Source organism: Pseudomonas sp. CFBP 13727 (assembly GCF_014841915.1).
Classification (GTDB): domain Bacteria; phylum Pseudomonadota; class Gammaproteobacteria; order Pseudomonadales; family Pseudomonadaceae; genus Aquipseudomonas; species Aquipseudomonas baltica.
The window spans coordinates 1,491,036-1,514,153 of the sequence record NZ_JACYUT010000001.1 but is presented as its reverse complement, the minus strand read 5'-3'; the positions used below and the strand labels follow the sequence as shown (position 1 = coordinate 1,514,153).

At 63.1% G+C, this 23,118-nt stretch carries 20 protein-coding genes; 11 read left to right on the top strand and 9 right to left on the bottom strand.

The features are described from left to right. Positions 1-96 precede the first annotated feature (96 nt). The 4 genes from IFT76_RS06745 to IFT76_RS06730 all read right to left on the bottom strand — a co-directional run bounded on the left by IFT76_RS06745 (position 97) and on the right by IFT76_RS06730 (position 6,140). Complete coding sequence (locus tag IFT76_RS06745) at positions 97-1,695, bottom strand: ABC transporter substrate-binding protein (protein WP_122479530.1); 1,599 nt, start codon at positions 1,693-1,695, stop codon at positions 97-99. Between the two features lie 212 nt (positions 1,696-1,907). Beyond that, positions 1,908-3,509 carry an ABC transporter substrate-binding protein gene (locus IFT76_RS06740; RefSeq protein WP_185794064.1) on the bottom strand — a complete coding sequence of 534 codons (1,602 nt, stop codon included), beginning with the start codon at positions 3,507-3,509 and terminating at the stop codon, positions 1,908-1,910. Positions 3,510-3,765: 256 nt separating this feature from the next. After that, a complete protein-coding gene (locus IFT76_RS06735) occupies positions 3,766-5,367 on the bottom strand; it encodes an ABC transporter substrate-binding protein (RefSeq protein WP_192057686.1) in 1,602 nt (533 codons plus the stop codon). A 62-nt stretch (positions 5,368-5,429) separates the two neighbouring features. Then, positions 5,430-6,140, bottom strand: coding sequence for an SIMPL domain-containing protein (locus tag IFT76_RS06730; protein ID WP_192057685.1), 711 nt, complete (start codon positions 6,138-6,140; stop codon positions 5,430-5,432). A 169-nt stretch (positions 6,141-6,309) separates the two neighbouring features. Between IFT76_RS06730 and IFT76_RS06725 the strand changes: the two genes are divergently transcribed. The 6 genes from IFT76_RS06725 to IFT76_RS06700 all read left to right on the top strand — a co-directional run bounded on the left by IFT76_RS06725 (position 6,310) and on the right by IFT76_RS06700 (position 13,155). Beyond that, positions 6,310-7,569, top strand: coding sequence for an ATP-binding protein (locus tag IFT76_RS06725; protein ID WP_122479526.1), 1,260 nt, complete (start codon positions 6,310-6,312; stop codon positions 7,567-7,569). Continuing rightward, positions 7,566-8,126, top strand: a complete 561-nt coding sequence (locus IFT76_RS06720; protein WP_122479525.1) for a response regulator transcription factor — start codon at positions 7,566-7,568, stop codon at positions 8,124-8,126. The genes IFT76_RS06725 and IFT76_RS06720 overlap by 4 nt, the downstream gene beginning before the upstream one ends. A 154-nt stretch (positions 8,127-8,280) precedes the next feature. Beyond that, on the top strand, positions 8,281-9,030 hold the full coding sequence (locus IFT76_RS06715; protein ID WP_122479524.1) for a FadR/GntR family transcriptional regulator: 750 nt from the start codon (positions 8,281-8,283) through the stop codon (positions 9,028-9,030). Positions 9,031-9,692: 662 nt separating this feature from the next. Then, positions 9,693-10,604: a 5-dehydro-4-deoxyglucarate dehydratase gene (gene kdgD, locus IFT76_RS06710; protein ID WP_122479523.1), complete on the top strand. Its 912-nt coding sequence runs from the start codon at positions 9,693-9,695 to the stop codon at positions 10,602-10,604. A 208-nt stretch (positions 10,605-10,812) separates the two neighbouring features. Next, positions 10,813-11,754 carry an AEC family transporter gene (locus IFT76_RS06705; protein WP_185794060.1) on the top strand — a complete coding sequence of 314 codons (942 nt, stop codon included), beginning with the start codon at positions 10,813-10,815 and terminating at the stop codon, positions 11,752-11,754. Between the two features lie 45 nt (positions 11,755-11,799). Continuing rightward, positions 11,800-13,155: an amino acid permease gene (locus IFT76_RS06700; RefSeq protein ID WP_122479521.1), complete on the top strand. Its 1,356-nt coding sequence runs from the start codon at positions 11,800-11,802 to the stop codon at positions 13,153-13,155. Between the two features lie 13 nt (positions 13,156-13,168). Here IFT76_RS06700 and IFT76_RS06695 read toward each other — a convergent pair whose 3' ends face one another. The 5 genes from IFT76_RS06695 to gatC all read right to left on the bottom strand — a co-directional run bounded on the left by IFT76_RS06695 (position 13,169) and on the right by gatC (position 17,979). Then, positions 13,169-14,194: a calcium/sodium antiporter gene (locus IFT76_RS06695; protein ID WP_122479736.1), complete on the bottom strand. Its 1,026-nt coding sequence runs from the start codon at positions 14,192-14,194 to the stop codon at positions 13,169-13,171. Positions 14,195-14,251: 57 nt separating this feature from the next. Continuing rightward, the gene (locus IFT76_RS06690) at positions 14,252-14,617 is read right to left on the bottom strand and encodes a septal ring lytic transglycosylase RlpA family protein (RefSeq protein WP_342214264.1); all 366 of its coding nucleotides are present in this window, start codon (positions 14,615-14,617) and stop codon (positions 14,252-14,254) included. A gap of 149 nt (positions 14,618-14,766) precedes the next feature. After that, a complete protein-coding gene (gene gatB, locus IFT76_RS06685; protein WP_185794057.1) occupies positions 14,767-16,212 on the bottom strand; it encodes an Asp-tRNA(Asn)/Glu-tRNA(Gln) amidotransferase subunit GatB in 1,446 nt (481 codons plus the stop codon). An 11-nt stretch (positions 16,213-16,223) separates the two neighbouring features. Next, on the bottom strand, positions 16,224-17,675 hold the full coding sequence (gatA, locus tag IFT76_RS06680; protein WP_185794056.1) for an Asp-tRNA(Asn)/Glu-tRNA(Gln) amidotransferase subunit GatA: 1,452 nt from the start codon (positions 17,673-17,675) through the stop codon (positions 16,224-16,226). Between the two features lie 16 nt (positions 17,676-17,691). Further along, positions 17,692-17,979, bottom strand: a complete 288-nt coding sequence (gene gatC / locus IFT76_RS06675; RefSeq protein WP_122713462.1) for an Asp-tRNA(Asn)/Glu-tRNA(Gln) amidotransferase subunit GatC — start codon at positions 17,977-17,979, stop codon at positions 17,692-17,694. Positions 17,980-18,184: 205 nt separating this feature from the next. Between gatC and mreB the strand changes: the two genes are divergently transcribed. From mreB to rng, 5 genes are all read left to right on the top strand, one after another. Continuing rightward, on the top strand, positions 18,185-19,222 hold the full coding sequence (gene mreB, locus IFT76_RS06670) for a rod shape-determining protein MreB (protein WP_008371426.1): 1,038 nt from the start codon (positions 18,185-18,187) through the stop codon (positions 19,220-19,222). A gap of 166 nt (positions 19,223-19,388) precedes the next feature. Then, positions 19,389-20,462 carry a rod shape-determining protein MreC gene (gene mreC, locus IFT76_RS06665; protein WP_197976889.1) on the top strand — a complete coding sequence of 358 codons (1,074 nt, stop codon included), beginning with the start codon at positions 19,389-19,391 and terminating at the stop codon, positions 20,460-20,462. Next, positions 20,462-20,950: a rod shape-determining protein MreD gene (gene mreD, locus IFT76_RS06660; RefSeq protein WP_122479515.1), complete on the top strand. Its 489-nt coding sequence runs from the start codon at positions 20,462-20,464 to the stop codon at positions 20,948-20,950. Before mreC ends, mreD begins: the two co-directional genes overlap by 1 nt. 34 nt (positions 20,951-20,984) lie before the next feature. Continuing rightward, the gene (locus IFT76_RS06655; protein WP_192057683.1) at positions 20,985-21,572 is read left to right on the top strand and encodes a Maf family protein; all 588 of its coding nucleotides are present in this window, start codon (positions 20,985-20,987) and stop codon (positions 21,570-21,572) included. 62 nt (positions 21,573-21,634) lie between these two features. After that, positions 21,635-23,092, top strand: a complete 1,458-nt coding sequence (gene rng / locus IFT76_RS06650) for a ribonuclease G (RefSeq protein WP_192057682.1) — start codon at positions 21,635-21,637, stop codon at positions 23,090-23,092. The last annotated feature ends 26 nt before the right edge of the window (positions 23,093-23,118 follow it).

The window sequence follows — 23,118 nt, the reverse complement described above, 5'->3', positions numbered from 1 at the left end:
GCGGGTGGTGACAGTTGCAAACGTTTGCTTGCTCTTTTTTGCCAAAAGCTCCCCAAACCCATGGCACGACCATGGGTTTGGGAGGGCTGGGCTTATCTAGTCGCGGACGCTTACGCCGCCGAAATCGTTACGCCCGAACGGGCTGACCTTGAAGCCGTCGACCTTGGCGCTGACCGGCTGGTTGACGGTGGAGTGGGCGATCGGGGTGATCGGCACCTGCTGCTTGAGCAACTGCTGCGCCTGGCGATAGAGCACGCTGCGCTCGTCGCGATCGGTCACGCGCTTGGCCTGCTGCACCAGCTTGTCGTAGTCCTGGTTGCACCACATCGAGTAGTTGTTGCTGCCAATCGCATCGCAGCTGTACAGCGTGCCCAACCAGTTGTCCGGGTCACCGTTGTCGCCAGTCCAGCCAATCAGCGAAACGTCGTGTTCGCCGCGTTTGGTGCGGTCCAGGTACTCGCCCCATTCGTAGCTGACGATCTTGACCTTGAGGCCGATCTTGCCCCAGTCGGCCTGCAGCATTTCAGCCATCAGCTTGGCGTTGGGGTTGTACGGACGCTGCACGGGCATGGCCCAGAGGGTGATCTCGGTGCCTTCCTTGACCCCGGCGGCCTGCAGCATCTGCTTGGCTTTCTCCGGGTCGAAAGGTGCGTCCTTGATGCTCTCGTCGTAGGACCACTGGGTCGGCGGCATGGCATTGACTGCTTTCTGCCCGGCACCCTGGTAGACGGCCTTGAGGATGGCGTCCTTGTTCACCGCCATGTCCATCGCCTGGCGCACTTCCAGCTGGTCGAACGGCTTGTGGCGTACGTTGTAGGTGATGTAGCCCAGGTTGTAGCCGGCCTGCTCCATGACCTTGAGCTTGGGGTCTGCCTTGAGGCCCGCGAGGTCGGCGGGGCGTGGGTAGGCCGTCACCTGGCATTCGTTCTTCTTGAGCTTCTGCATGCGCACCGAAGCATCGGTGTTGATGGCGAAAATCAGCTGGTCGACCTTTACCTGGCTCATGTCCCAGTACTGCGGGTTGGCCTTGTAGCGGATCTGCGAGTCCTTCTGGTAACGCTGGAAGGCGAACGGGCCGGTGCCGATCGGCTTCTGGTTGATGTCGCGCATGTTGCCGCTCTTGAGCAGCTGGTCGGCGTACTCGGCGGACAGGATGGAGGCAAAGTTCATGGCGATGTTCTGCACGAACGCGGCATCCACGGCGTTGAGGGTGAACACCACGGTGTGGTCGTCAGCTTTTTCGACCTTGGCGATGTTCTTGTCCAGGCTCATGCTGACGAAGTAGGGAAACTCGGTGGGGTAGGCCTTGCGGAACGGCTGGTTGGGGTCGAGCATGCGGTTGAAGGTGAACAGCACGTCGTCGGCGTTGAAGTCGCGGGTCGGCTTGAACGCCTCGTTACTGTGGAACTTGACCCCTTCGCGTAGGTGGAAGGTGTAGGTCAGGCCGTCTTCCGAGATGTCCCATTTGGTGGCCAGTGCGGGAATGACACTGGTCCCGCCTTTTTCGAATTCGGTCAGGCGGTTGTAGATCGGTTGCGAAGCATCGTTGTCGGTGCCGCTGGTGTACTGGGCGATGTCGAAACCTGCGGGGCTGCCTTCGGAGCAGTACACCAGGCTGTTCGCGGCCTGGCTGAGGCCGACCTGGCCGAGCAGGCCCAGAGCGAGCATGGCGGAGCAAAGCTTTGTATGTCGCATGATAGTCCCTGTCTTGTTGTTTTCCGATCGTGGGTCGCCAGTCCCCTGGCAGGAATAGGACGGCCGTCGCCAAGGAAAGCTAGTTCCATTTGACTAAGGTGTATGTCGGCGTATTCCGGTAGTGCTGTGGGAAAGATCCTGGCGTTTGTGCAGGCAAAGTGAGCGACGGACCTGCCGGTCCATCGCTCGCCTGCATGGGGGAGACGCCTTTGTCAGTCCTTCAGGCCTACGCCATAGAACGAGTTCAAGCCAAAGGGGCTGATCTTGAAGTCGGTGACCTTGGCGCTCATGGGCTGGTAGACCGTGGAGTGCGCGATCGGGGTGATCGGCACCTGTTCCTTGAGGCGCACCTGGGCCTGCTTGTACAGTTCGGTGCGCTTGGCCTGGTCAGGCGTGGCCTTGGCGGTCTTGATCAACTGGTCGTAGTCCTTGTCGCACCACTTCGAGAAGTTGTTGCCGTTCACCGCGTCGCAGCCGTACAGGGTGCCGAGCCAGTTGTCCGGGTCACCGTTGTCACCGCTCCAGCCGATCAGCATGGCATCGGTCTCGCCGGCCTTGGCTCGCTTGAGGTACTCACCCCATTCGTAACTGACGATCTTGGCCTTGATACCCACCTTGGCCCAGTCCGATTGCAGCATCTCGGCCATCAACTTGGCATTGGGGTTGTAGGGACGCTGCACCGGCATCGCCCACAGGGTGATCTCGGTACCTTCCTTGACGCCGGCCTCCTTGAGCAGCTTCTTGGCCTCTTCCACGTTGTAGCCGGCGTCCTTGATGCTTTCGTCGTAGGACCACTGGGTCGGCGGCATGGCGTTCACTGCCAGCTGGCCAGCGCCCTGGTACACGGCTTCGATGATGCTTTTCTTGTTCACGGCCATGTCCAGCGCCTGGCGGACCTTGAGGTTGCCGAGCGGTTCATGGGTGACGTTGTAGGCGATGTAGCCCAGGTTGAAGCCGGCCTGGTCAGGCATCTGCAGCTTGTTGTCTTCCTTGAGCGGCTTGAGGTCGGCCGGGCGTGGGTACACGCTGACCTGGCATTCGTTCTTCTTGAGTTTCTGCATGCGCACCGATGCATCGGTGGTGATGGCGAAGATCAGGTTGTCGATCTTCACGTCATCCGGGTTCCAGTAGTCCTTGTTGCCCTTGTAGCGAATCTGCGCGTCTTTCTGGTAGCGGTTGAACACGAACGGGCCGGTGCCGATCGGCTTCTGGTTGATGTCGGCGGCCTTGCCCTGCTTGAGCAGTTGGGCGGCGTATTCGGCGGACTGGATCGAAGCGAAGCTCATCGCCATGTTCTGGATGAAGGCGGCGTCGACGGTCTTCAGGGTGAAGCGAACGGTGTGGTCGTCGAGCTTCTCGATGTTGGTGATGTTCTCGTCCATGCCCATGTCGGTGAAGTACGGGAACTCGGTCGGATAGGCTTTGCGGAACGGCATGTTCTTGTCGATCATGCGGTTGAACGTGAACAGCACGTCGTCGGCGTTGAATTCGCGGGACGGCTTGAAGTAGTCGGTGGTGTGGAACTTGACCCCTTCGCGCAGGTGGAAGGTGTAGGTCAGTGCGTCTTCGGAGATGTCCCAGCTCGTGGCCAGGCCAGGAATGACCGCAGTGCCGCCACGCTCGAACTGGCTCAGACGGTTGAAGACGGTTTCTGCAGAAGCGTCGAAATCCGTGCCACTGGTATACAGCGCCGGGTCAAAACCCGCCGGACTGCCTTCGGAGCAGAATACAAGGTTGCTCGCAGCATGGGCGAAAGGGGCGCTGGCAAGCAGGCCGGCCCCGACGATGAACGGAATGACCGCGGTTTTGAGCATGGTGGCCTCAGTTGTTGTCATTTTAAGAATGAGGGCGACCTTGTGGGCCGACCCGGCCGATACTTATGCAGGCGGCATACCCAAATCAACTGTTTGCATCGAATCGGGGTTGAAACGGTGGGACGGGCGTACACGAATGTCGCATCGATATAATTTTTTCGATAGTTGAACGCACGATCAATAACGTTTTGCAGCAGAACGCACGCTTATCGACCCCACTGCACCACGCTGGCGCACTGCAATGGGGCGTTAGGTATCACTGCGAGAGGCTGACACCGTAGAAAGGGGTCAGGCCGAAGGGGCTGATGCGGAAGTCCTGAACTTCCTTGCGCATGGGCTGGAACACCGTGGAGTTGGCGATGGGCGTGATCGGCACCTGTTGCTTGAGGATACGCTGCGCCTGCTGGTACAGCTTCACACGCTCGTCGCGATCGCTGCTCAGCTTGGCCTGCTGGATCAGCTTGTCGTAGGCCGGGTCGCACCATTTGGCGTAGTTGCTGCCCTTGACCGCCGCACAGCTGTAGAGCACGCCGAGCCAGTTGTCGGGGTCGCCGTTGTCGCCGGTCCAGCCGTAGATCATGGTGTCGTGCTCGCCGTTCTTGGCGCGCTTGATGTACTCGCCCCATTCGTAGCTGACGATGTTGGCCTTGATGCCGACCTTGGCCCAATCGCTCTGGATCATCTGCGCCGACATGCGCGCGTTGGGGTTGGAAGCGCGCTGCACCGTCATGGCCCACAGGTCGATGGTCGTGCCTTCCTTGATCCCGGCTTCCTTGAGCAGCGCGCGGGCCTTGGTGATGTCGTGGGGCGCGTCCTTGATGCCCGTGTCGTAAGACCATTGCGCGGGGGGCAGGGCGTTCTGTGCCAGTTGGCCGGCGCTCTGGTACACCGCCTTGATGATGGCGGGCTTGTCGATCGCCATGTCCAGTGCCTGACGCACCTTGAGTTGATCGAGCGGCGGATGGGTCACGTTGTAGGCAAGGAAGCCCAGGTTGAAGCCGGGCTGGCTGAGCACACGCAGGTTGGGATCCTGTTTCATCACCTCGATGTCGGCGGGACGCGGATAGCCGCTGACCTGGCATTCGCCGGCCTTGAGTTTCTGCAGGCGCACGGCAGCATCGGTGTTGATCGCGAAGATCAGGTTGTCGAGCTTGACGTCTTCAGGCTTCCAGTACGCCTTGTTGGCAACGTAGCGGATCTGCGAATCCTTCTGATAGCGCTTGAAGACGAACGGGCCGGTGCCGATCGGTTTCTGATTGATGTCGGCAGCCTTGCCCTGCTTGAGCAGCTGCGCGGCATATTCGGCGGATTGCACCGAGGCGAAGCTCATGGCCAGGTTCTGCACGAACGCGGCATCGACCGTGGCGAGGGTGAAGACGACGGTGTGCTCGTCCTGTTTGCTGACCGACTTGATGTTGGTGTTCAGGCCCATGTCGGTGAAGTAGGGCGATTCCGAAGGGTAGGCCTTGCGAAAGGGGTGCTCGGGATCGAGCAGGCGCTGGAAGGTGAACAGCACGTCGTCGGCGTTGAAATCGCGGCTGGGCGTGAAGTAGTCGGTGCTGTGGAACTTGACCCCTTCGCGCAAGTGAAAGGTGTAGCTCAAACCGTCGGCCGATACGTCCCAGGAGGTGGCCAGGCCAGGCTCGACTTCGGTGCCGCCGCGCTTGAACTGGGTCAGGCGATTGAAGACGGTTTCCGCTGAAGCGTCGAAATCGGTGCCGCTGGTGTATTGGCTGGGGTCGAAGCCGGCGGGGCTGGCTTCGGAGCAGTACACCAGGGTGCTCGCGGCCTGGGCCATGGGCATCCCGGCACACAGGGCAGCGGTCAGGAGCAGTGGCTTGAAGGCGGGGATGTGCATGGGGGCCTCGGCAGATGAATGGCAATAGGGGATAGGGCCGCCCGATCAAGGGCGGCAGCGCATCAAGGCATCACGACTTCGATGACGCCATCAGCGTTGATGCTGACCTCGCTGGTGCCGGCTTCCACGTCCGGGGTTACCGGGGCAGCGTCGGAACGGGCGGCTTTCATCATCATCGGGGCGGACGCGTAGGGCCGCGGATAGCCCGCGCTGTTGAGGTTGAGATTGACCACCTTGTAGCTCTTGCCACCCAAGGCGTCGGTGGCCAGTTGAGCACGGGCCTTGAACGCAGCGACGGCTTCCTTGAGCAGGGCGTCTTCGCTCTGCTTGCGGGTCTTGTCGGCGATCGAGAAGTCCATGGCGCCCATTTTCAGGCTCTGCAGCAGTTCGCCGGTGAGTTTGGACAGCGCGGGGAAATCGGCGCTTTCCAGGCGCACTTCCGCGCGCTCGCGCCAGCCGGTGATGGCCTGGCCTTTGTCGTCATAGATCGGGTAGCTGTTGCGGCTGCCCTGGCGCACGATCACGCCCTTGACTTCGCGCGCCTGGGCGAGGGCTTTGTTCAAGGTGTCGGTAATTCCGGCGGCGAGCTTGGCCGGGTCGGCGTTCTGCTCTTCGCTGTAGAGGGTCACGAGCATCAGGTCGCGGGGCACTTCCTGGCTGACCTCGGCGCGCAGGGAAATCTGGTTGTAGCGGGCTTCGTCGGCCAGCGCGGGAAGGCTGGCCAGCAGGCTCGCGCCAAGGACCAAAGCGGCGCTGCGGGTGATGACGGGCATGGAAAACTCCTTGTTGTAGGTGCTGGGTAAGACTGGCCAGGCCGGATGCGGTTCCTGAACGATGCCTGGTTCATGCGTTTCGCGCGGTCATTTGCCGCAGTTTCCGCTGTCGGCGTGTCGAGTTGGTTATACTTGCACCGATCCGCCTGCAGCGCTCACTGGAGAGCAAATGCTCGCCCATCCTATGCCTCTTTCCGCTTCACGCCAGAACCTCTGGCGCCTGACCTTCATCCGCACCCTGGTACTGGCCGCTCAGGCCGGCTCGGTTGGTTTCGCCTACCTGACGCACCTGCTGCCGTTGCCCTGGCTGGCGCTGAGCACCACCCTGGCGGTGTCCGCCATACTCTGCGCGCTGACCGTCCTGCGCCTGCGCTTCTCGTTGCCGGTCACCGAGCTCGAGTACGCCCTGCAACTGGCCTGCGACCTGCTGATCCACAGTGTCCTGCTCTACTATTCGGGCGGCGGCGCCAACCCGTTCGTGTCCTACTACCTGGTGCCCCTGACCATTGCCGCCGTGACCCTGCCGTGGGTCTACTCCCTGGTGCTCTCAGGCATCGCGCTGGCCTGCTACACCTTCATGCTGGCGCACTTCTACCCCCTCGACACGCTGCCGATCGGCCGTGAAAACCTGCAGATCTACGGCATGTGGCTGAGCTTCGCCCTGGCCGCTTCGGTGATTACCTTCTTCGCCGCCAAGATGGCCGAAGAGCTGCGGCGCCAGGAACAGCTGCGTGCCCAGCGCCGCGAAGAGGGCCTGCGTGACCAGCAACTGCTGGCGGTGGCCACCGAGGCTGCGGGCGCAGCCCATGAGCTGGGTACGCCGTTGGCCACCATGAGCGTGCTGCTCAAGGAAATGCGCCAGGACCATCCCCAGCCTGAACTGCAGGAAGACCTGCAGGTGCTGCAGGATCAGGTCAAGTTGTGCAAGGAAACCCTCCAGCAACTGGTGCGGGCTGCCGAAGCCAACCGACGCATGGCCGTGGTCGATCAGCCGGTCACCGCCTGGCTCGACGAAGCCCTCAATCGCTGGCACCTGATGCGCCCCGAGTCCAGCTACCGTTTCCACCGCCTGGGCCAAGGCGAGGTGCCGCACCTGTCGCCGCCTCCGGACCTCACCCAGGCGCTGCTCAACCTGCTCAACAACGCCGCCGATGCCTGCCCCGACAACCTCGAGGTCAAGCTGGACTGGGACAGTGAAGACATCTTCATCGTGATCCGCGACCACGGCGCGGGTGTTCCCCTGGCCATTGCCGAGCAGATCGGCAAACCGTTCTTCACTACCAAGGGCAAGGGCTTCGGCCTTGGCCTGTTCTTGAGCAAGGCCAGCGTGACTCGCGCCGGCGGCTCGGTAAAACTCTATAGTCATGAAGAGGGCGGCACGCTCACCGAGCTGCGCCTGCCCCGTGGCGTCCCAGGAGATGATCGATGACTGACGAAAACCAAGTCGAAGGCGAAGAGCTGCCGCACCTGTTGCTGGTGGACGACGACGCCACGTTTACCCGTGTGATGGCCCGTGCCATGACCCGCCGAGGCTTTCGCGTAAGCACCGCAGGCAGCGCCGAGGAAGGCTTGAAGCTGGCCCAGGACGATGTACCCGACTACGCCGCGCTGGACCTGAAGATGGAAGGCGATTCGGGCCTGGTGCTGCTGCCCAAGCTGCTGGAGCTGGATCCGGAAATGCGCGTGGTGATTCTCACCGGCTATTCGAGCATCGCCACTGCGGTGGAGGCGATCAAGCGTGGCGCCTGCAACTACCTGTGCAAGCCCGCCGACGCCGATGACGTACTGGCGGCGCTGTCGGCCGAACACGCTGACCTCGACACGCTGGTGCCGGAAAATCCGATGTCGGTCGACCGCCTGCAATGGGAGCACATCCAGCGGGTACTCACCGAGCACGCCGGTAACATTTCTGCCACGGCGCGAGCACTGGGGATGCACCGGCGTACCCTGCAACGCAAATTGCAGAAACGCCCCGTGCGTCGGTAAATTCGCGTGGAGCGCTCTGGCTGGCGCCCTGCGCCGCCGGGTAGGCGGCATTCGCCCGCCCGCCGGGCCCTGCGGCGGCTCATGCCATGATCGTACAACCCGCTTTAGGCTATGATTGCTTCAATCACCGACCGTTTCGAGAATGACTTTCACTATGGATACTCAGAGCGCCGCCCCACGCGCCCGTCGCAAACCGCGCAGCCTGGCCCAGGAACTGGTGGCCGTGCTGACCCAGCGCATCCTCGATGGTGACCTCAAGCGTGGCGACAAGCTGCCTACCGAGTCGGCCATCATGGAAGAGCAGGGCGTCAGCCGGACCGTGGTGCGTGAAGCCATTTCCCGGCTGCAGGCGGCAGGTCAGGTCGAAACCCGCCACGGCATCGGTACCTTCGTGCTGGATACGCCCAGCCCGAGTGGTTTTCGCATCGATCCGGCGACCATCGTGACCTTGCGCGATGTGCTGGCCGTGCTCGAGTTGCGCATCAGCCTGGAAGTGGAATCCGCCGGGCTGGCCGCCAGCCGTCGCTCGCCCGAGCAACTGGCGGCGATGCGCGCGGCCCTCGATGCGCTGAACGAAAGCGCGGCCCATGCCAGCGATGCAGTGGCGTCCGATTTCCAGTTCCATCTGCAGATTGCCTTGTCCACCGGCAACCGCTATTTCACCGACATCATGACGCACCTGGGCACCAGCATCATTCCCCGTACCCGCCTGAATTCGGCACGTCTGGCACATGACGACCAGCAGCACTACATGACTCGGCTCAGTCGCGAGCACGAGGAAATCTACGACGCCATCGCCCGCCAGGATTCCGATGCCGCGCGCGCAGCCATGCGCCTGCATCTGACCAACAGCCGCGAGCGCTTGCGCCAGGCGCACCAGGAAGCCGAAGCGGGCAGGGGCTGAACGCCGCGTCGGCGGTCGGCGCGGTGATCTGGCAGACCGCAGCGAGGCCGGACGCGGCTCGCGCCGCTGCTACAGAAACACCGCAGTCCCTGTAGCAGCGGCGCATGCCGCGTCGGCGGTTGCCGCGGTGTATCTGGCAGAACGCGGTGCCACCGGACGCGGCTTGCGCCGCTGCTACAGAACACCGCAACCCTTGTAGCAGCGGCGCAAGCCGCGTCGGCGGCTGGCGCGGTGTATCTGGCAGAGCGCGGTGCCACCGGACGCGGCTTGCGCCGCTGCTACAGAACACCGCAATCCTTGTAGCAGCGGCGCGAGCCGCGTCGGCGGTCGGCGCGGTGATCTGGCAGACCGCAGCGAGGCCGGACGCGGCTCGCGCCGCTGCTACAGAAACACCGCAACCCTTGTAGCAGCGGCGCAAGCCGCGTCGGCGGCTGGCGAGGTGTATCTGGCAGACCGCAGCGAGGCCGGACGCGGCTTGCGCCGCTGCTACAGGGATCCCGTGTGTCGTCTCGGCGTTCGGTGAAGCCCATCAGGGACAATCTGAAAATACTTCGTTCAACCTATTGAGGAACTGCATAAGTAGTTGTACGATGACGTACGACATCAGCCAGCCATGGCTGCTTGGTTGTTCAATTTTCCATGCGACTCAGGGTGTTCAAACAATGAATCCACAAGAACTAAAGTCCATCCTCAATCACGGCCTGCTGTCTTTTCCAGTAACCGACTTCACTGCCCAGGGCGACTTCCATCGCGAAGGCTACATCAAGCGCCTGGAATGGCTTGCCCCCTACGGCGCCAGCGCCCTGTTCGCCGCCGGCGGCACCGGTGAGTTCTTCTCCCTGGCTGCCAGCGAATACTCGCAAGTGATCAAGACTGCCGTCGACACCTGCGCCACCAGCGTGCCTATCCTCGCCGGCGTCGGTGGTTCCACTCGCCAGGCCATCGAGTATGCACAGGAAGCCGAGCGCCTGGGCGCGAAGGGTCTGCTGCTGCTGCCGCACTACCTGACCGAAGCGAGCCAGGACGGCGTAGCCGCCCACGTCGAGGCCGTGTGCAAATCGGTCAACATCGGCGTCATCGTCTACAACCGCAATGTCTGCCGTTTGAACGCGCCATTGCTGGAACGCCTGGCCGAAAGCTGCCCGAACCTGATCGGCTACAAGGACGGCCTGGGCGACATCGAACTGATGGTGTCGATCCGCCGTCGCCTGGGCGACCGCTTCAGCTACCTGGGTGGCCTGCCGACCGCCGAAGTCTATGCAGCGGCCTACAAGGCTCTGGGTGTGCCGGTGTATTCGTCCGCCGTGTTCAACTTCATCCCGAAGACCGCCATGGACTTCTACCGCGCAATCGCCGCTGAAGATCATGTCACCGTGGGCAAGTTGATCGACGACTTCTTCCTGCCTTACCTGGACATTCGCAATCGTAAATCCGGCTACGCAGTCAGCATCGTCAAGGCAGGCGCGAAGATTGCCGGCTACGACGCAGGCCCGGTGCGCACCCCGCTGACCGACCTGACCGGCGAAGAGTACGAAATGCTCGCTGCCCTGATGGACAAGATGGGTCCGCAGTAAGTCTCGAAACTGCAGTGCGGCTTTCGCGGCCGCTGACCGCTCCTACGGGAATCCTGCATACACCGAGGATCTCTGTGGGAGCGGGGCGGGGGGCCAGCCCTCTGCCCGCGAAGCGGCCCTGCCTGCCATACCTTTCCAGAATTTCCCCGCCTGACCCCCACATCCTCGCTATCATTGTCGCCTGACTCCAGGCAACAGGTTCCCCGGCATGCTCGCCCTATTTCTGCAGACCCTGAACGTGACCGCTCCGGTGTTCGCCATGCTGTTTCTCGGCTACGGGCTGAAGCGGATCGAGTGGATCAACGACAACTTCATCAAGACCGCCTCGGCCCTGGTGTTCAACGTCTGCATGCCGTCGCTGCTGTTTCTGGGCATCTACCATGCCGACCTGCGCTCTGCACTCAAGCCGGGCCTGCTGGTGTATTTCGTGGTGGCCACGGTGGGCAGCTTCGCCATCGCCTGGTGGATCGCCACCAAGCGATGCCCGCAAGTCGACCGTGGGGTGTTCACCCAGGGCGCCTTTCGCGGCAACAACGGTGTCATCGGCCTGGCCCTGGCGGGCAGCATGTATGGCGACTACGGCATCTCCCTGGGCTCGATCCTCGCCGGTTTGGTGATCGTGCTCTACAACTCGCTGTCGGTAGTGGTGCTGGCGATCTACAGCCCGAACATCAAGTCCGATCCGCTCAGCATCTGCAAAAGCATCCTGGTCAACCCGTTGATCATCAGCGTGGTATTGGCCGTGCCCTTCGCCTGGTTGCAGGTGCCCATTCCCAACTGGATCCTGACCTCCGCTGACTACGTCGCGCAAATGAGCCTGCCGCTGGCGCTGATCTGCATCGGCGGGACCCTGTCGCTGGCCGCATTGCGCAGCAGTGGTTCGGTGGCGCTGAGTGCCAGCGCGGTGAAAATGATCCTGCTGCCGATCGTCGGTACCTTCGGTGCCTGGCTGTTGGGCTTTCGCGGGGCGGAACTGGGCATTCTGTTCCTGTATATTGGCGCTCCTTCGGCCTCGGTCGGTTATGTCATGGTGCGGGCCAGCGGCGGCAACTATTCGCTCGCCGCCGCCATCATCGTCATCACCACCCTGGCGGCAGCCATCACCACCAATATCGGAATATTCCTGTTGCAGTGGGGCGGCTGGATCTAGACGCTGCTTGCACACCCGCAAGCATTCACCCGCTAAGGAACCGCAATGGATGATCAATCCACCCCCGAAGGTCTGCATCGGGGTCTGAAAAACAGGCATATCCAGCTCATTGCCCTGGGCGGGGCGATCGGCACCGGCCTGTTCCTGGGCATCGCCCAGACCATCGGCATGGCCGGCCCGTCGGTCATCCTGGGTTACGCCATCGGCGGCCTGATTGCCTTCTTCATCATGCGCCAGCTGGGCGAAATGGTCGTTGAAGAGCCGGTCACCGGTACCTTCAGCCATTTCGCCAACCGCTACTGGAGCGGCCTGGCCGGCTTCATGTCCGGTTGGAACTATTGGGTGCTGTATGTGCTGGTAGGCATGGCCGAGTTGACCGCCGTGGGCATCTACATCAAGTACTGGTGGCCGGACGTGCCGACCTGGGCCTCGGCCGCGGTGTTCTTCGTGCTGATCAACGCGATCAACATGTTCCAGGTGAAGATCTATGGCGAGATGGAGTTCTGGTTTTCGCTGATCAAGGTGGCCGCCATCGTCAGCATGATCGGCTTCGGCGCCTGGATGCTGGCCACCGGCAGCGGTGGGCCGGACGCCAGCATCGCCAACCTGTGGCAATACGGCGGCTTCTTCCCCAACGGCATCGGTGGATTGACCCTGGCCATGGCGGTCATCATGTTTTCCTTCGGTGGCCTGGAGCTGGTCGGCATCACCGCCGCCGAAGCCGATGATCCCAAGCGCAGCATCCCCAAGGCCACCAACCAGGTGATCTACCGGATCCTGCTGTTCTACGTGGGCGCCTTGACCATCTTGTTGTCGCTGTATCCGTGGCAGAAAGTGGTCGAAGGTGGCAGCCCGTTCGTGATGATCTTCCATGCGCTGGACAGCAACGTAGTGGCAACCGTGCTCAACGTGGTAGTGCTGACCGCGGCGCTGTCGGTGTACAACAGCTGCGTCTATTGCAACAGCCGCATGCTGTTCGGCCTGGCGGTGCAGGGCGATGCGCCCAAGACCCTGCTCAAGGTCAACCGCCGTGGCGTGCCCATGAAAGCGCTGGGTATTTCCGCCATGGCGACCGGGTTGAGCGTGGTCATCAACTACCTGATGCCGGGCGAGGCCTTCGGCTTGTTGATGGCGTTGGCCGTGTCCGCACTGGTCATCAACTGGGGCATCATCAGCATCACTCACCTGAAGTTTCGCAAGGCCATGCGCGCCAACGGTCAGGCGACGTTCTTCCCCAGCTGGGGCTACCCGATCACCAACTGGGTATGCCTGCTGTTCCTGGCGGGCATTCTGGTGATCATGTACATGACGCCGGGAATCCGCATTTCGGTGCTGTTGATTCCCCTGTGGCTTGGGGTGCTGGCCGTGGCCTGGATGGTCAAGAAGCGTCGGGCAGGGTAGGAGGCCGCCTGGCTCAGTGCTGTCGGCGCCAGGCGCGCAGGGTGCCCCACAGCACCACCGCCGCCAGCAACGGCAGCACATAGAACAGCATCAGCTCTTCCAGCCTGGCCGCCAATGGCATGCCCGTGGTGAACGCCACCACGTGCAGGCCATACGCGACGTACAACCCCAGCAGCACCAGCCCTTCGATCCGCGTGACCCGGTATCCGGAATAGAACAGCGGCAGGCACAGCAGGGTGACGCCGAGCATCACCGGCAGGTCGAAGTCCAGCGCGTTGGGTGACACGCTCAGGGGCGCAGGTGCCAGCACTGCGGTCAGGCCGAGCACACCGAGCAGGTTGAACAGGTTGCTGCCGATGACGTTGCCCACTGCGATCTCGCGGTGACCGCGAAAGGCGGCGACCAACGACGTCGCCAGTTCCGGCAGTGAGGTGCCGACGGCCACGATGGTCAACCCGATCACCCGGTCCGACAAGCCGAAATCGGTGGCCAGCTCCAGCGCCGCTTCCAGCAGCCAGTGGCTGCCCGCGCCCAGCAGCAGCAAGCCGCCGAGCATCATGCCCAGGCACTTGAGCCAGGGCGCTGTGCCCTGGGCTGTCGCCACCCGGCCCGGATGCCGAGACTGGCGCCACAGCACGCCCAGATAGCCGACCAGGGCCAGAAGCAGGACGCCGCCTTCCAGGCGCCCCAACTGCTCGTTCAGGGCCAGCCCGAACACCAGCGCACTGGCTGCGATCAACAGAGGAATATCGAGCCGCAGCAGTTGCCGCGAAACCCGTAGCGGAATGATCAGCGCGGACAGCCCCAGGGTCACCAGCAAACTGAAGATATTGCTGCCCACCAGGCTGCCGACGGCGATGTCCGGCGTACCGACGAACGTCGCCTGCAGGCTGACGGCCAGCTGCGGCACACTGCTGCCCAGCGCAACCACGCCCAGGCCCACTACCAGCGGCCTGATCTTGAGCGCGGCCGCCAGGCGCACGGCGCCGCGCACCAGGCACTCGGCGCCGGCAATCAGCAGCAGCAGCCCTGCGAACAGTTGCAGCAAGGTCGGGCCGGGCAGGGTGGCAAGATCGGGGATAAGGGTCGCTCCAGGTCAGTCTTGCAAGGTCTGCACGCGCACTCGGGCCGTGCCGCTGCGCAGCATGCCCAATTCTTCGGCAGCGCCTTTTGACACATCGATCAGGCGCCCGCGCGAATGTGGGCCGCGATCGTTGATCCGCACCACTACATTGCGCTTGTTGGACAGATTGGTCACCACTACCCGGGTACCGAATGGAAGCTGGCGGTGGGCAGCGGTGAGACCGTGTTGATCGAAGCGTTCGCCACTGGCGGTGCGAGCACCGTGATGGCGTGCGCCGTAGTAGGAAGCGACCCCCTCGCGGTTGTAGCCGCGCGGGTCGATGAGGTCGTTCTGGCCGGCGCAGCCCGCCAGCACGGCAATTGCACCGACACAGCACACACGCAGCGCCTGTAGCAGCGGCGCAAACCGCGTCGGCGGTATACGCGGTCCGTTTGCTTCACCGCGTTGAAGCCGGACGCGGCTCGCGCCGCTGCTACAACTGCGCCGGACGCGGCTCGCGCCGCTGCTACAGAAAAGGCGTCGGCGCATCAACCGGCCAGCTTGCTCTTGAGCAGCTCGTTGACCTGCTGCGGATTGGCCTTGCCCTTCGAGGCTTTCATTGCCTGGCCGACGAAGAAGCCGAACATCTTGCCGCGCTTGGCTTCGTCTGCCGCGCGGTACTGTTCGACCTGCTCGGCATTGGCAGCCAGCACTTCGTCGAGCACCTTCTCGATTGCCCCGCTGTCGGTGACCTGTTTCAGGCCACGCGCCTCGATGATCTGGTCGGCATCGCCTTCACCGTTGGCCATGGCTTCGAAAACCATCTTGGCGATCTTGCCGGAGATGGTGTTGTCCTTGATGCGCTGCAGCATGCCACCCAGTTGTGCGGCGCTGACCGGCGAATCCTCGATTTCCACACCCTGCTTGTTCAACAGGCTGCCCAGCTCGACCATGACCCAGTTGGCGGCAAGCTTGGCATCGGCGCAGCTGGCCACCACCTGCTCGAAGAAGTCCGCCTGCTCACGGCTCGAAGCGAGGACGCTGGCATCGTAGGCAGACAGGCCGAACTCGTTCTTGAAGCGCTCGCGCTTGGCGGGCGGCAACTCGGGCAGGGTGGCCCGGGTGGTTTCCAGGAACGAATCCTCGATCACCACCGGCAGCAGATCGGGGTCGGGGAAGTAACGGTAGTCGTTGGCTTCCTCCTTGCTGCGCATGGCGCGTGTCTCGTCCTTGTTCGGGTCGTACAGGCGGGTCTGCTGGATGACCTTGCCGCCGTCTTCGATCAGTTCGATCTGGCGTGCGATCTCGCTGTTGATGGCGCGCTCGATGAAGCGGAACGAGTTGACGTTCTTGATCTCGCAGCGGGTGCCGAACTCGACCTGGCCCTTGGGCCGGATCGACACGTTGCAGTCACAGCGCAACGAGCCTTCGGCCATGTTGCCGTCACAGATGCCCAGGTAACGGACCAGCGAATGCATGGCCTTGACGTACGCCACGGCTTCCTTGGCACTGCGCATGTCGGGCTCGGAAACGATTTCCAGCAGCGGTGTGCCGGCACGGTTGAGGTCGATGCCGGTGCTGCCGCTGAAGTCCTCGTGCAGGCTCTTGCCGGCGTCTTCTTCCAGGTGCGCGCGTGTCACGCCGATACGCTTGACCGTGCCGTCTTCCAAGGTGATGTCCAGGTGGCCCTTGCCGACGATCGGCAGCTCCATCTGGCTGATCTGATAGCCCTTGGGCAGGTCGGGATAGAAGTAGTTCTTGCGCGCGAACACGTTGTGCTGGCCGATTTCGGCGTCGATTGCCAGGCCGAACATCACGGCCATGCGCACGGCTTCCTGGTTCAGCACCGGGAGTACGCCGGGCATGCCCAGGTCGACCAGGCTGGCCTGGGTGTTCGGCTCGGAGCCGAAGGTGGTGGAGCTGCCGGAGAAAATCTTCGACTGGGTGGCGAGCTGGGTATGAATCTCCAGCCCGATCACGACTTCCCATTGCATGATGTTTCTCCTTAGAAGCCTTCAGGCGCGCGAGTGTGCCAGTCGGTGACTTGCTGGTACTGGTGCGCCGCATTGAGCAGGCGGCCTTCCTGGAAATAGGGGGCCAGCAGCTGCACGCCGACCGGCAGGCCATCGACGAAACCGGCCGGCATAGACAGGCCCGGCAGGCCGGCCAGGTTGGCGGTGATCGTGTAGATGTCTTCGAGGTAGGCAGCAACCGGGTCGGCATTCTTGGCGCCCAGCTTCCAGGCCGGGTTCGGCGTGGTCGGGCTGAGGATCATGTCGACGTCTTCGAAGGCGGCCATGAAATCGTTCTTGATCAAGCGGCGGATCTTCTGCGCCTGCAGGTAATAGGCGTCGTAGTAGCCCGCCGAAAGTGCATAGGCCCCGACCATGATGCGGCGCTGTACTTCCGGGCCGAAGCCTTCGGCGCGCGAACGCTTGTACAGGTCGGTGAGATCCTTGGGGTGTTCGCAGCGATAGCCGAAGCGTACGCCGTCGAAGCGCGACAGGTTCGAAGAGGCCTCGGCCGGCGCGATCACATAGTAGGCGGCAATTGCCTGCTGCATGTTCGGCAGGCTGATGTCCTTGATGGTTGCACCCAGCTTCTGCAGTTGCTCGATGCTGGCGTGAATCAGGTCGGCGATGCGCGGATCGAGGCCGGCACCGAAGTATTCCTTCGGTACGCCGATGCGCAGGCCTTGCAGCGAGCCGCCCAGGGTTGCGCTGTAGTCGGGCACGGGCTCATCGATGCTGGTGGAGTCCTGCGGGTCGAAGCCCGCCATGCCTTGCAGCAACAGGGCACAGTCCTCGGCGTTGCGCGCCAGCACCCCGGCCTGGTCGAGGCTGGAAGCGTAGGCGATCATGCCCCAGCGAGACACGCGGCCGTAGGTCGGCTTGATGCCGGTGAGGTTGGTGAAGGCCGCCGGTTGACGGATCGAACCGCCGGTGTCGGTGCCCGTTGCCACCGGCAACAAGCGCGCCGCCACGGCTGCCGCCGAGCCACCCGAGGAGCCGCCGGGCACGTGGGCCAGGTTCCAGGGGTTTTTCACCGGGCCGTAGTGGCTGTTCTCGTTGGCCGAACCCATGGCGAATTCGTCCATGTTCAGCTTGCCCAAGGTCACCGCGCCCGCTGCATTGAGCCTGGCCACCACGGTGGCGTCATAGGGCGCCTGGAAGTTGTCGAGCATCCTCGACCCGCAACTGGTGCGGATGCCCTGGGTGCAGAACAGGTCCTTGTGGGCCAGCGGTGCACCCAGCAGGGCACCGCCTTCGCCATTGGCGCGGCGCGCATCGGCGGCCTGCGCCTGGGCGATGGCGTGCTCGGGGGTGACGGTGATGAAGCTGTTGAGCTGCGGGTCCAGCTCAGCGATACGCGCCAGCAGGGTCCGGGTCAGCTCTTCGGCGGAAAATTTCTTGTCGGCGAGTCCGCGGGCGATCTCGGCCAGTGTCAGTTGATGCATGGCAGGCTCTTTCCCTTTACTCGATGACTTTCGGAACCAGATACAGGCCGTTCTCGACCGCCGGTGCAATGGCCTGGTAGGCGTCGCGCTGGTTGCGTTCGGTCACCTGGTCGGCGCGCAGCCGCTGGCTGGCTTCCAGTGGGTGGGCCAGGGGTTCGATGCCGCTGGTGTCGACCGCTTGCATCTGGTCGACGAGGCCCAGAATGCTGTTCAGTGCTTCGATGGTGCGTGGCATATCGGCTTCATTCAGGCCCAGGCGGGCCAGGTGAGCGATTTTTTCCACGTCGCAGCGTTCAAGCGCCATGGGGATCTCCAGTGGAAAATGAAATACGGCAAAGCCGTGGTTTTGGGGAACACTATCGCACTTCTGTGGTCATATGGCCGCGATCGAGTGCAGGCGTGCCCGGAAAAACAGCCAATTTAACATATTGGCGCCTTGCCCAAAATCCCCGCCGTTGTTAGAGTTTGCCGCACTTTTTTACCCACGCGTTGCCTAGGGTCCTTTTCCCATGTTCAAGAAACTGCGTGGCATGTTTTCCAGCGATCTTTCCATTGACCTGGGCACTGCCAACACCCTTATTTACGTGCGTGAGCGCGGTATTGTCCTGAATGAGCCATCAGTTGTGGCCATTCGGACCCACGGTAATCAGAAAAGTGTCGTTGCGGTCGGTACCGAAGCCAAGCGCATGCTCGGCCGTACTCCCGGCAACATCGCCGCCATTCGCCCGATGAAGGACGGCGTGATCGCCGACTTCAGCGTCTGCGAAAAGATGCTGCAATATTTCATCAACAAGGTGCACGAGAACAGCTTCCTGCAGCCCAGCCCGCGCGTGCTGATCTGCGTGCCTTGCAAATCCACCCAGGTGGAACGCCGTGCCATCCGTGAATCGGCGCTGGGCGCCGGTGCCCGCGAAGTGTTCCTGATCGAAGAGCCCATGGCGGCCGCCATCGGCGCCGGCCTGCCGGTCGAGGAAGCCCGCGGTTCGATGGTCGTCGACATCGGCGGTGGTACCACCGAAATCGCCCTGATCTCGCTCAATGGCGTGGTCTATGCCGAATCCGTGCGTGTGGGCGGCGACCGCTTCGACGAAGCCATCGTCACCTACGTGCGTCGCAACTACGGCAGCCTGATCGGCGAATCCACCGCCGAACGCATCAAGCAGGAAATCGGCACCGCTTACCCAGGCGGCGAAGTGCGTGAAGTCGACGTGCGTGGCCGCAACCTGGCCGAAGGCGTTCCACGCGCCTTCACCTTGAATTCCAACGAAGTGCTCGAAGCCCTGCAGGAGTCGCTCGCGACCATCGTGCAGGCCGTCAAGAGCGCGCTGGAACAGTCGCCTCCCGAGCTTGCGTCGGACATCGCCGAGCGCGGCCTGGTGCTGACTGGCGGTGGCGCGCTGCTGCGCGACCTCGACAAGCTGCTGGCCCAGGAAACCGGCCTGCCGGTGATCGTCGCCGAAGACCCGCTGACGTGCGTGGCTCGGGGTGGCGGTCGCGCCCTGGAAATGATGGACAAGCACACCATGGATCTGCTCTCCAGCGAATAACTTCGCGGGAAAGATTCCTGGGGTCGTTTACAGGTAGCGTCTTCGATGCTACCTGTATGCGTCCTGTACTTTCGATCCGGGCCGGTTTGCCGTCACATGAATGACCACATGAACATTTGCCTGGGAGGAGCGGCCTATTAAACCGCTTTTCACCAAGGGCCCCTCACTGGGCGTGCGCCTGTTGGTGCTGGTCGTGCTGTCGGTCGCGCTGATGGTCGTCGACGCGCGCTTCACCCTGCTCAAACCCGTGCGCAGCGAAATGTCGCTGGTGCTGATGCGTGCCTATTGGGTCACCGACCTGCCGCAGCGCCTGTACGAAGGCGTTGCCAGCCAGTTCGGCAGCCGCACCGAGCTGCTGGCCGAAAACGAGAAACTCAAGACCGAAGGCCTGTTGCTGCAGGGGCGCCTGCAGAAGCTGGCGGCGCTGACCGAGCAGAACGTGCGCCTGCGCGAGTTGCTCAATTCTTCGGCGCTGGTGAACGAAAAGGTCGAGGTTGCCGAGCTGATCGGCATGGACCCGAACCCGTTCACCCATCGCATCCTGATCAACAAGGGCGAGCGCGATGGCGTGGTACTCGGCCAGCCGGTGCTCGACGCGCGTGGCCTTATGGGGCAGGTGGTCGAATTGATGCCCTACACCTCGCGTGTGCTGCTGCTCACCGACACCACCCACAGCATTCCAGTGCAGGTCAACCGCAACGGGCTGCGCGCCATCGCCAGCGGCACGGGCAATCCCGAGCGGCTCGAGCTGCGCCACGTGGCCGACACTGCCGACATCAAGGAAGGCGACCTGCTGGTCAGCTCTGGCCTGGGCCAGCGATTCCCGGCGGGTTACCCGGTGGCCACGGTCAAGGAAGTCATCCACGACTCCGGTCAACCCTTCGCCATCGTCCGCGCCGTGCCGACCGCCGCCCTGAACCGCAGCCGCTATCTGCTGCTGGTGTTCAGCGACAGTCGCTCGCCGGAGCAGCGGGCTACCGAAGCGGCGCAGGCGCAAGAGGCGGCCGACCGCCAGGGTGCCGCGCCACAGGACGGTACCCCGGCGACGCCGGTCCCTGCAGCAACCTCCGCGCCAGCCACTGCTGCGCCCGCTGCGGCACCGGCAGCGCCTGCCCACACCACGACGCCGGCAGCCACCGCCCCGGCGCGTGCCAGCTCGGCCCCGGCCGCCACCCCTGAGCGCACCCCGCCGGCGACACCTTCGCGCTCTGCGCCGGCCACCACACGGGAGAGGCAATAATGGTTGGTACGCGCTCGCGCAATGGCTGGGTGATCTGGCTGACCTTCGTCGTCGGCCTGTTGCTGTGCGTGTCGCCCATGCCGCAGTTCATGGAAGTGTTGCGGCCGCTGTGGCTGGCCCTGCTGCTGGCCTACTGGACGCTCTCGGTGCCGCACAAGGTGGGCATGACCACTGCCTGGATCCTCGGCCTGGCGCAAGACGTGCTGTTCGGCACCCTGCTTGGGCAGAACGCACTCATCCTTAGCCTCATCACTTTTCTCATCCTGTCCCTGGCCCAGCGCATGCGCATCTTTCCAATGTGGCAGCAGAGCCTGGTCATCCTCGTGGTCTTCGGTCTGGCGCAGCTGGTTCAGCTGTGGCTGAGCGCGCTGACCGGCAACCGCCAACCCACTCTGGCCCTGCTGTTGCCCGCCCTGATGAGCGCCTTGCTCTGGCCGTGGGTCAGCTATCTGCTGCGTGGCTTGCGCAAGCGCCTGGGCATCAACTGACGGGCCCGCGCGGCCCGACGCGGAGACGCCTTGCATGTCTACCCTGTACCTGGCTTCCAGCTCGCCCAGGCGTCGTGAACTGCTGACGCAGATCGGCGTACCCTTCACCGTGATCACTGCTGCCATCGACGAAACGCCCAGGCCCGGCGAAGAAAGCCGTGCATACGTGCAGCGCATGGCCGAAGAAAAAGCCCGCGCCGGCTGGCAGTCGCGTTCGCAGCCGGGGGCCGCTCACGTGCTGGGCGCGGACACGGCAGTGATCGCGCACGGACGCATTCTCGGCAAGCCGCGCGACCAAGCCGATGCCTTGGCAATGCTGGCTCTGTTATCCGGCAGCACCCATGAAGTGATCACCACTGCGGCGCTGTTCGATGGCACGCAGATGGACATCGGCACGGCCTCGGCACGGGTCACGTTCCGCCCGATCGACGAAGCCGAGGCCCGTGCCTACTGGGCCTCCGGCGAACCGGCGGACAAGGCGGGCGGCTATGGCATCCAGGGGCTGGGCGCAATATTCGTAGAAAAGCTCGAAGGCAGTTATTCTGCCGTCGTCGGCCTGGGTTTGTACGAAACCGCGGCGCTGCTGCAACGCAATGGCATCGCCTGCTGGCAAGTGTCCTGAGAGGGCCCGGCCGGCAGCGCCATCGCCATTACAACAAAAGACACCAGGAACGAGACCCAGCCATGAGCGAAGAGATTCTGATCAACATCACGCCGATGGAATCGCGCGTGGCCGTGGTGGAAAACGGTGTCCTGCAAGAGGTCCACGTCGAGCGCACCCAGCGTCGCGGGATCGTCGGCAATATCTACAAGGGCAAGGTGGTGCGCGTGCTGCCCGGCATGCAGGCCGCCTTCATCGATATCGGCCTGGACCGCGCCGCGTTCATCCATGCGTCGGAAATCTCCCTGCGTGAAGGCTCGACCCTGGAAACCATCAGCGCCCTCGTGCATGAAGGGCAAAGCCTGGTGGTGCAGGTCACCAAAGACCCGATCGGCTCCAAAGGCGCTCGCCTGACGACCCAGCTGTCGATTCCGTCTCGCTACCTGGTGTATATGCCGCGCACCCGGCACGTCGGCATCTCCCTGAAGATCGAGGATGAGGGCGAGCGTGAACGCCTGAAGAAGGTGGTGGCCGACTGCGTCGAGAAAGAGGGTATCCAGGAGGTCGGCGGGTTCATCCTGCGCACCGCCGCCGAAGGGGCGGGCGCCGAGGAAATCCTCATGGACATCCGCTACCTGCGCCGGCTGTGGGACCAGATCAACGCGCAGATCCGGACCGTCGGGGCGCCGACCGAGATCTACGAGGACCTGGACCTGGCGCTGCGGACCCTGCGCGATCTGGTCAACCCGAAGATCGAGAAGATCCGCATCGACTCGCGGGAGACCTTCCAGAAGACCACGCAGTTCGTGGCCGAATTGATGCCCGAAATTGCCGACCGCTTGGAGCACTACCCGGGCGAGCGGCCCATTTTCGATCTGTACGGTGTGGAAGACGAGATCCAGCGGGCGCTGGACCGCAAGGTGCCACTCAAGTCCGGCGGCTATCTGGTGGTCGATCCGGCCGAGGCGATGACCACCATCGACGTCAACACCGGGGCCTTCGTTGGCCACCGCAATCTCGAAGAGACCATCTTCAAGACCAACCTGGAAGCGGCCACCGCCATTGCCCGGCAGCTGCGTCTGCGCAACATCGGCGGAATCATCATCATCGACTTCATCGACATGGAAGATGAAGAACACCAGCGCCAGGTTCTGCGCACCCTGGAGAAGCAGCTCGAACGCGATCACGCCAAGACCAACATCATCGGCATCACCGAGCTGGGCCTGGTGCAGATGACCCGCAAGCGCACTCGCGAAAGCCTTGAACAGGTCCTGTGCGAGCCCTGCATCTGCTGCCAGGGCCGCGGCAAGCTGAAAACCCCGGAAACGGTGTGCTACGAGATCTTCCGCGAGATCCTGCGCGAGGCTCGGGCCTATCAGGCCGTGGGCTACCGCGTGCTGGCCAATCAAAAAGTGGTCGACCGGCTGCTCGATGAAGAATCAGGCAATGTGGCTGAACTGGAAGCCTTCATCGGACGAACCATTCGCTTCCAGGTCGAGTCCATGTATTCCCAGGAACAATATGATGTGGTGCTGCTCTGAAACGGCCAGTGAAACGATTTTCCAGT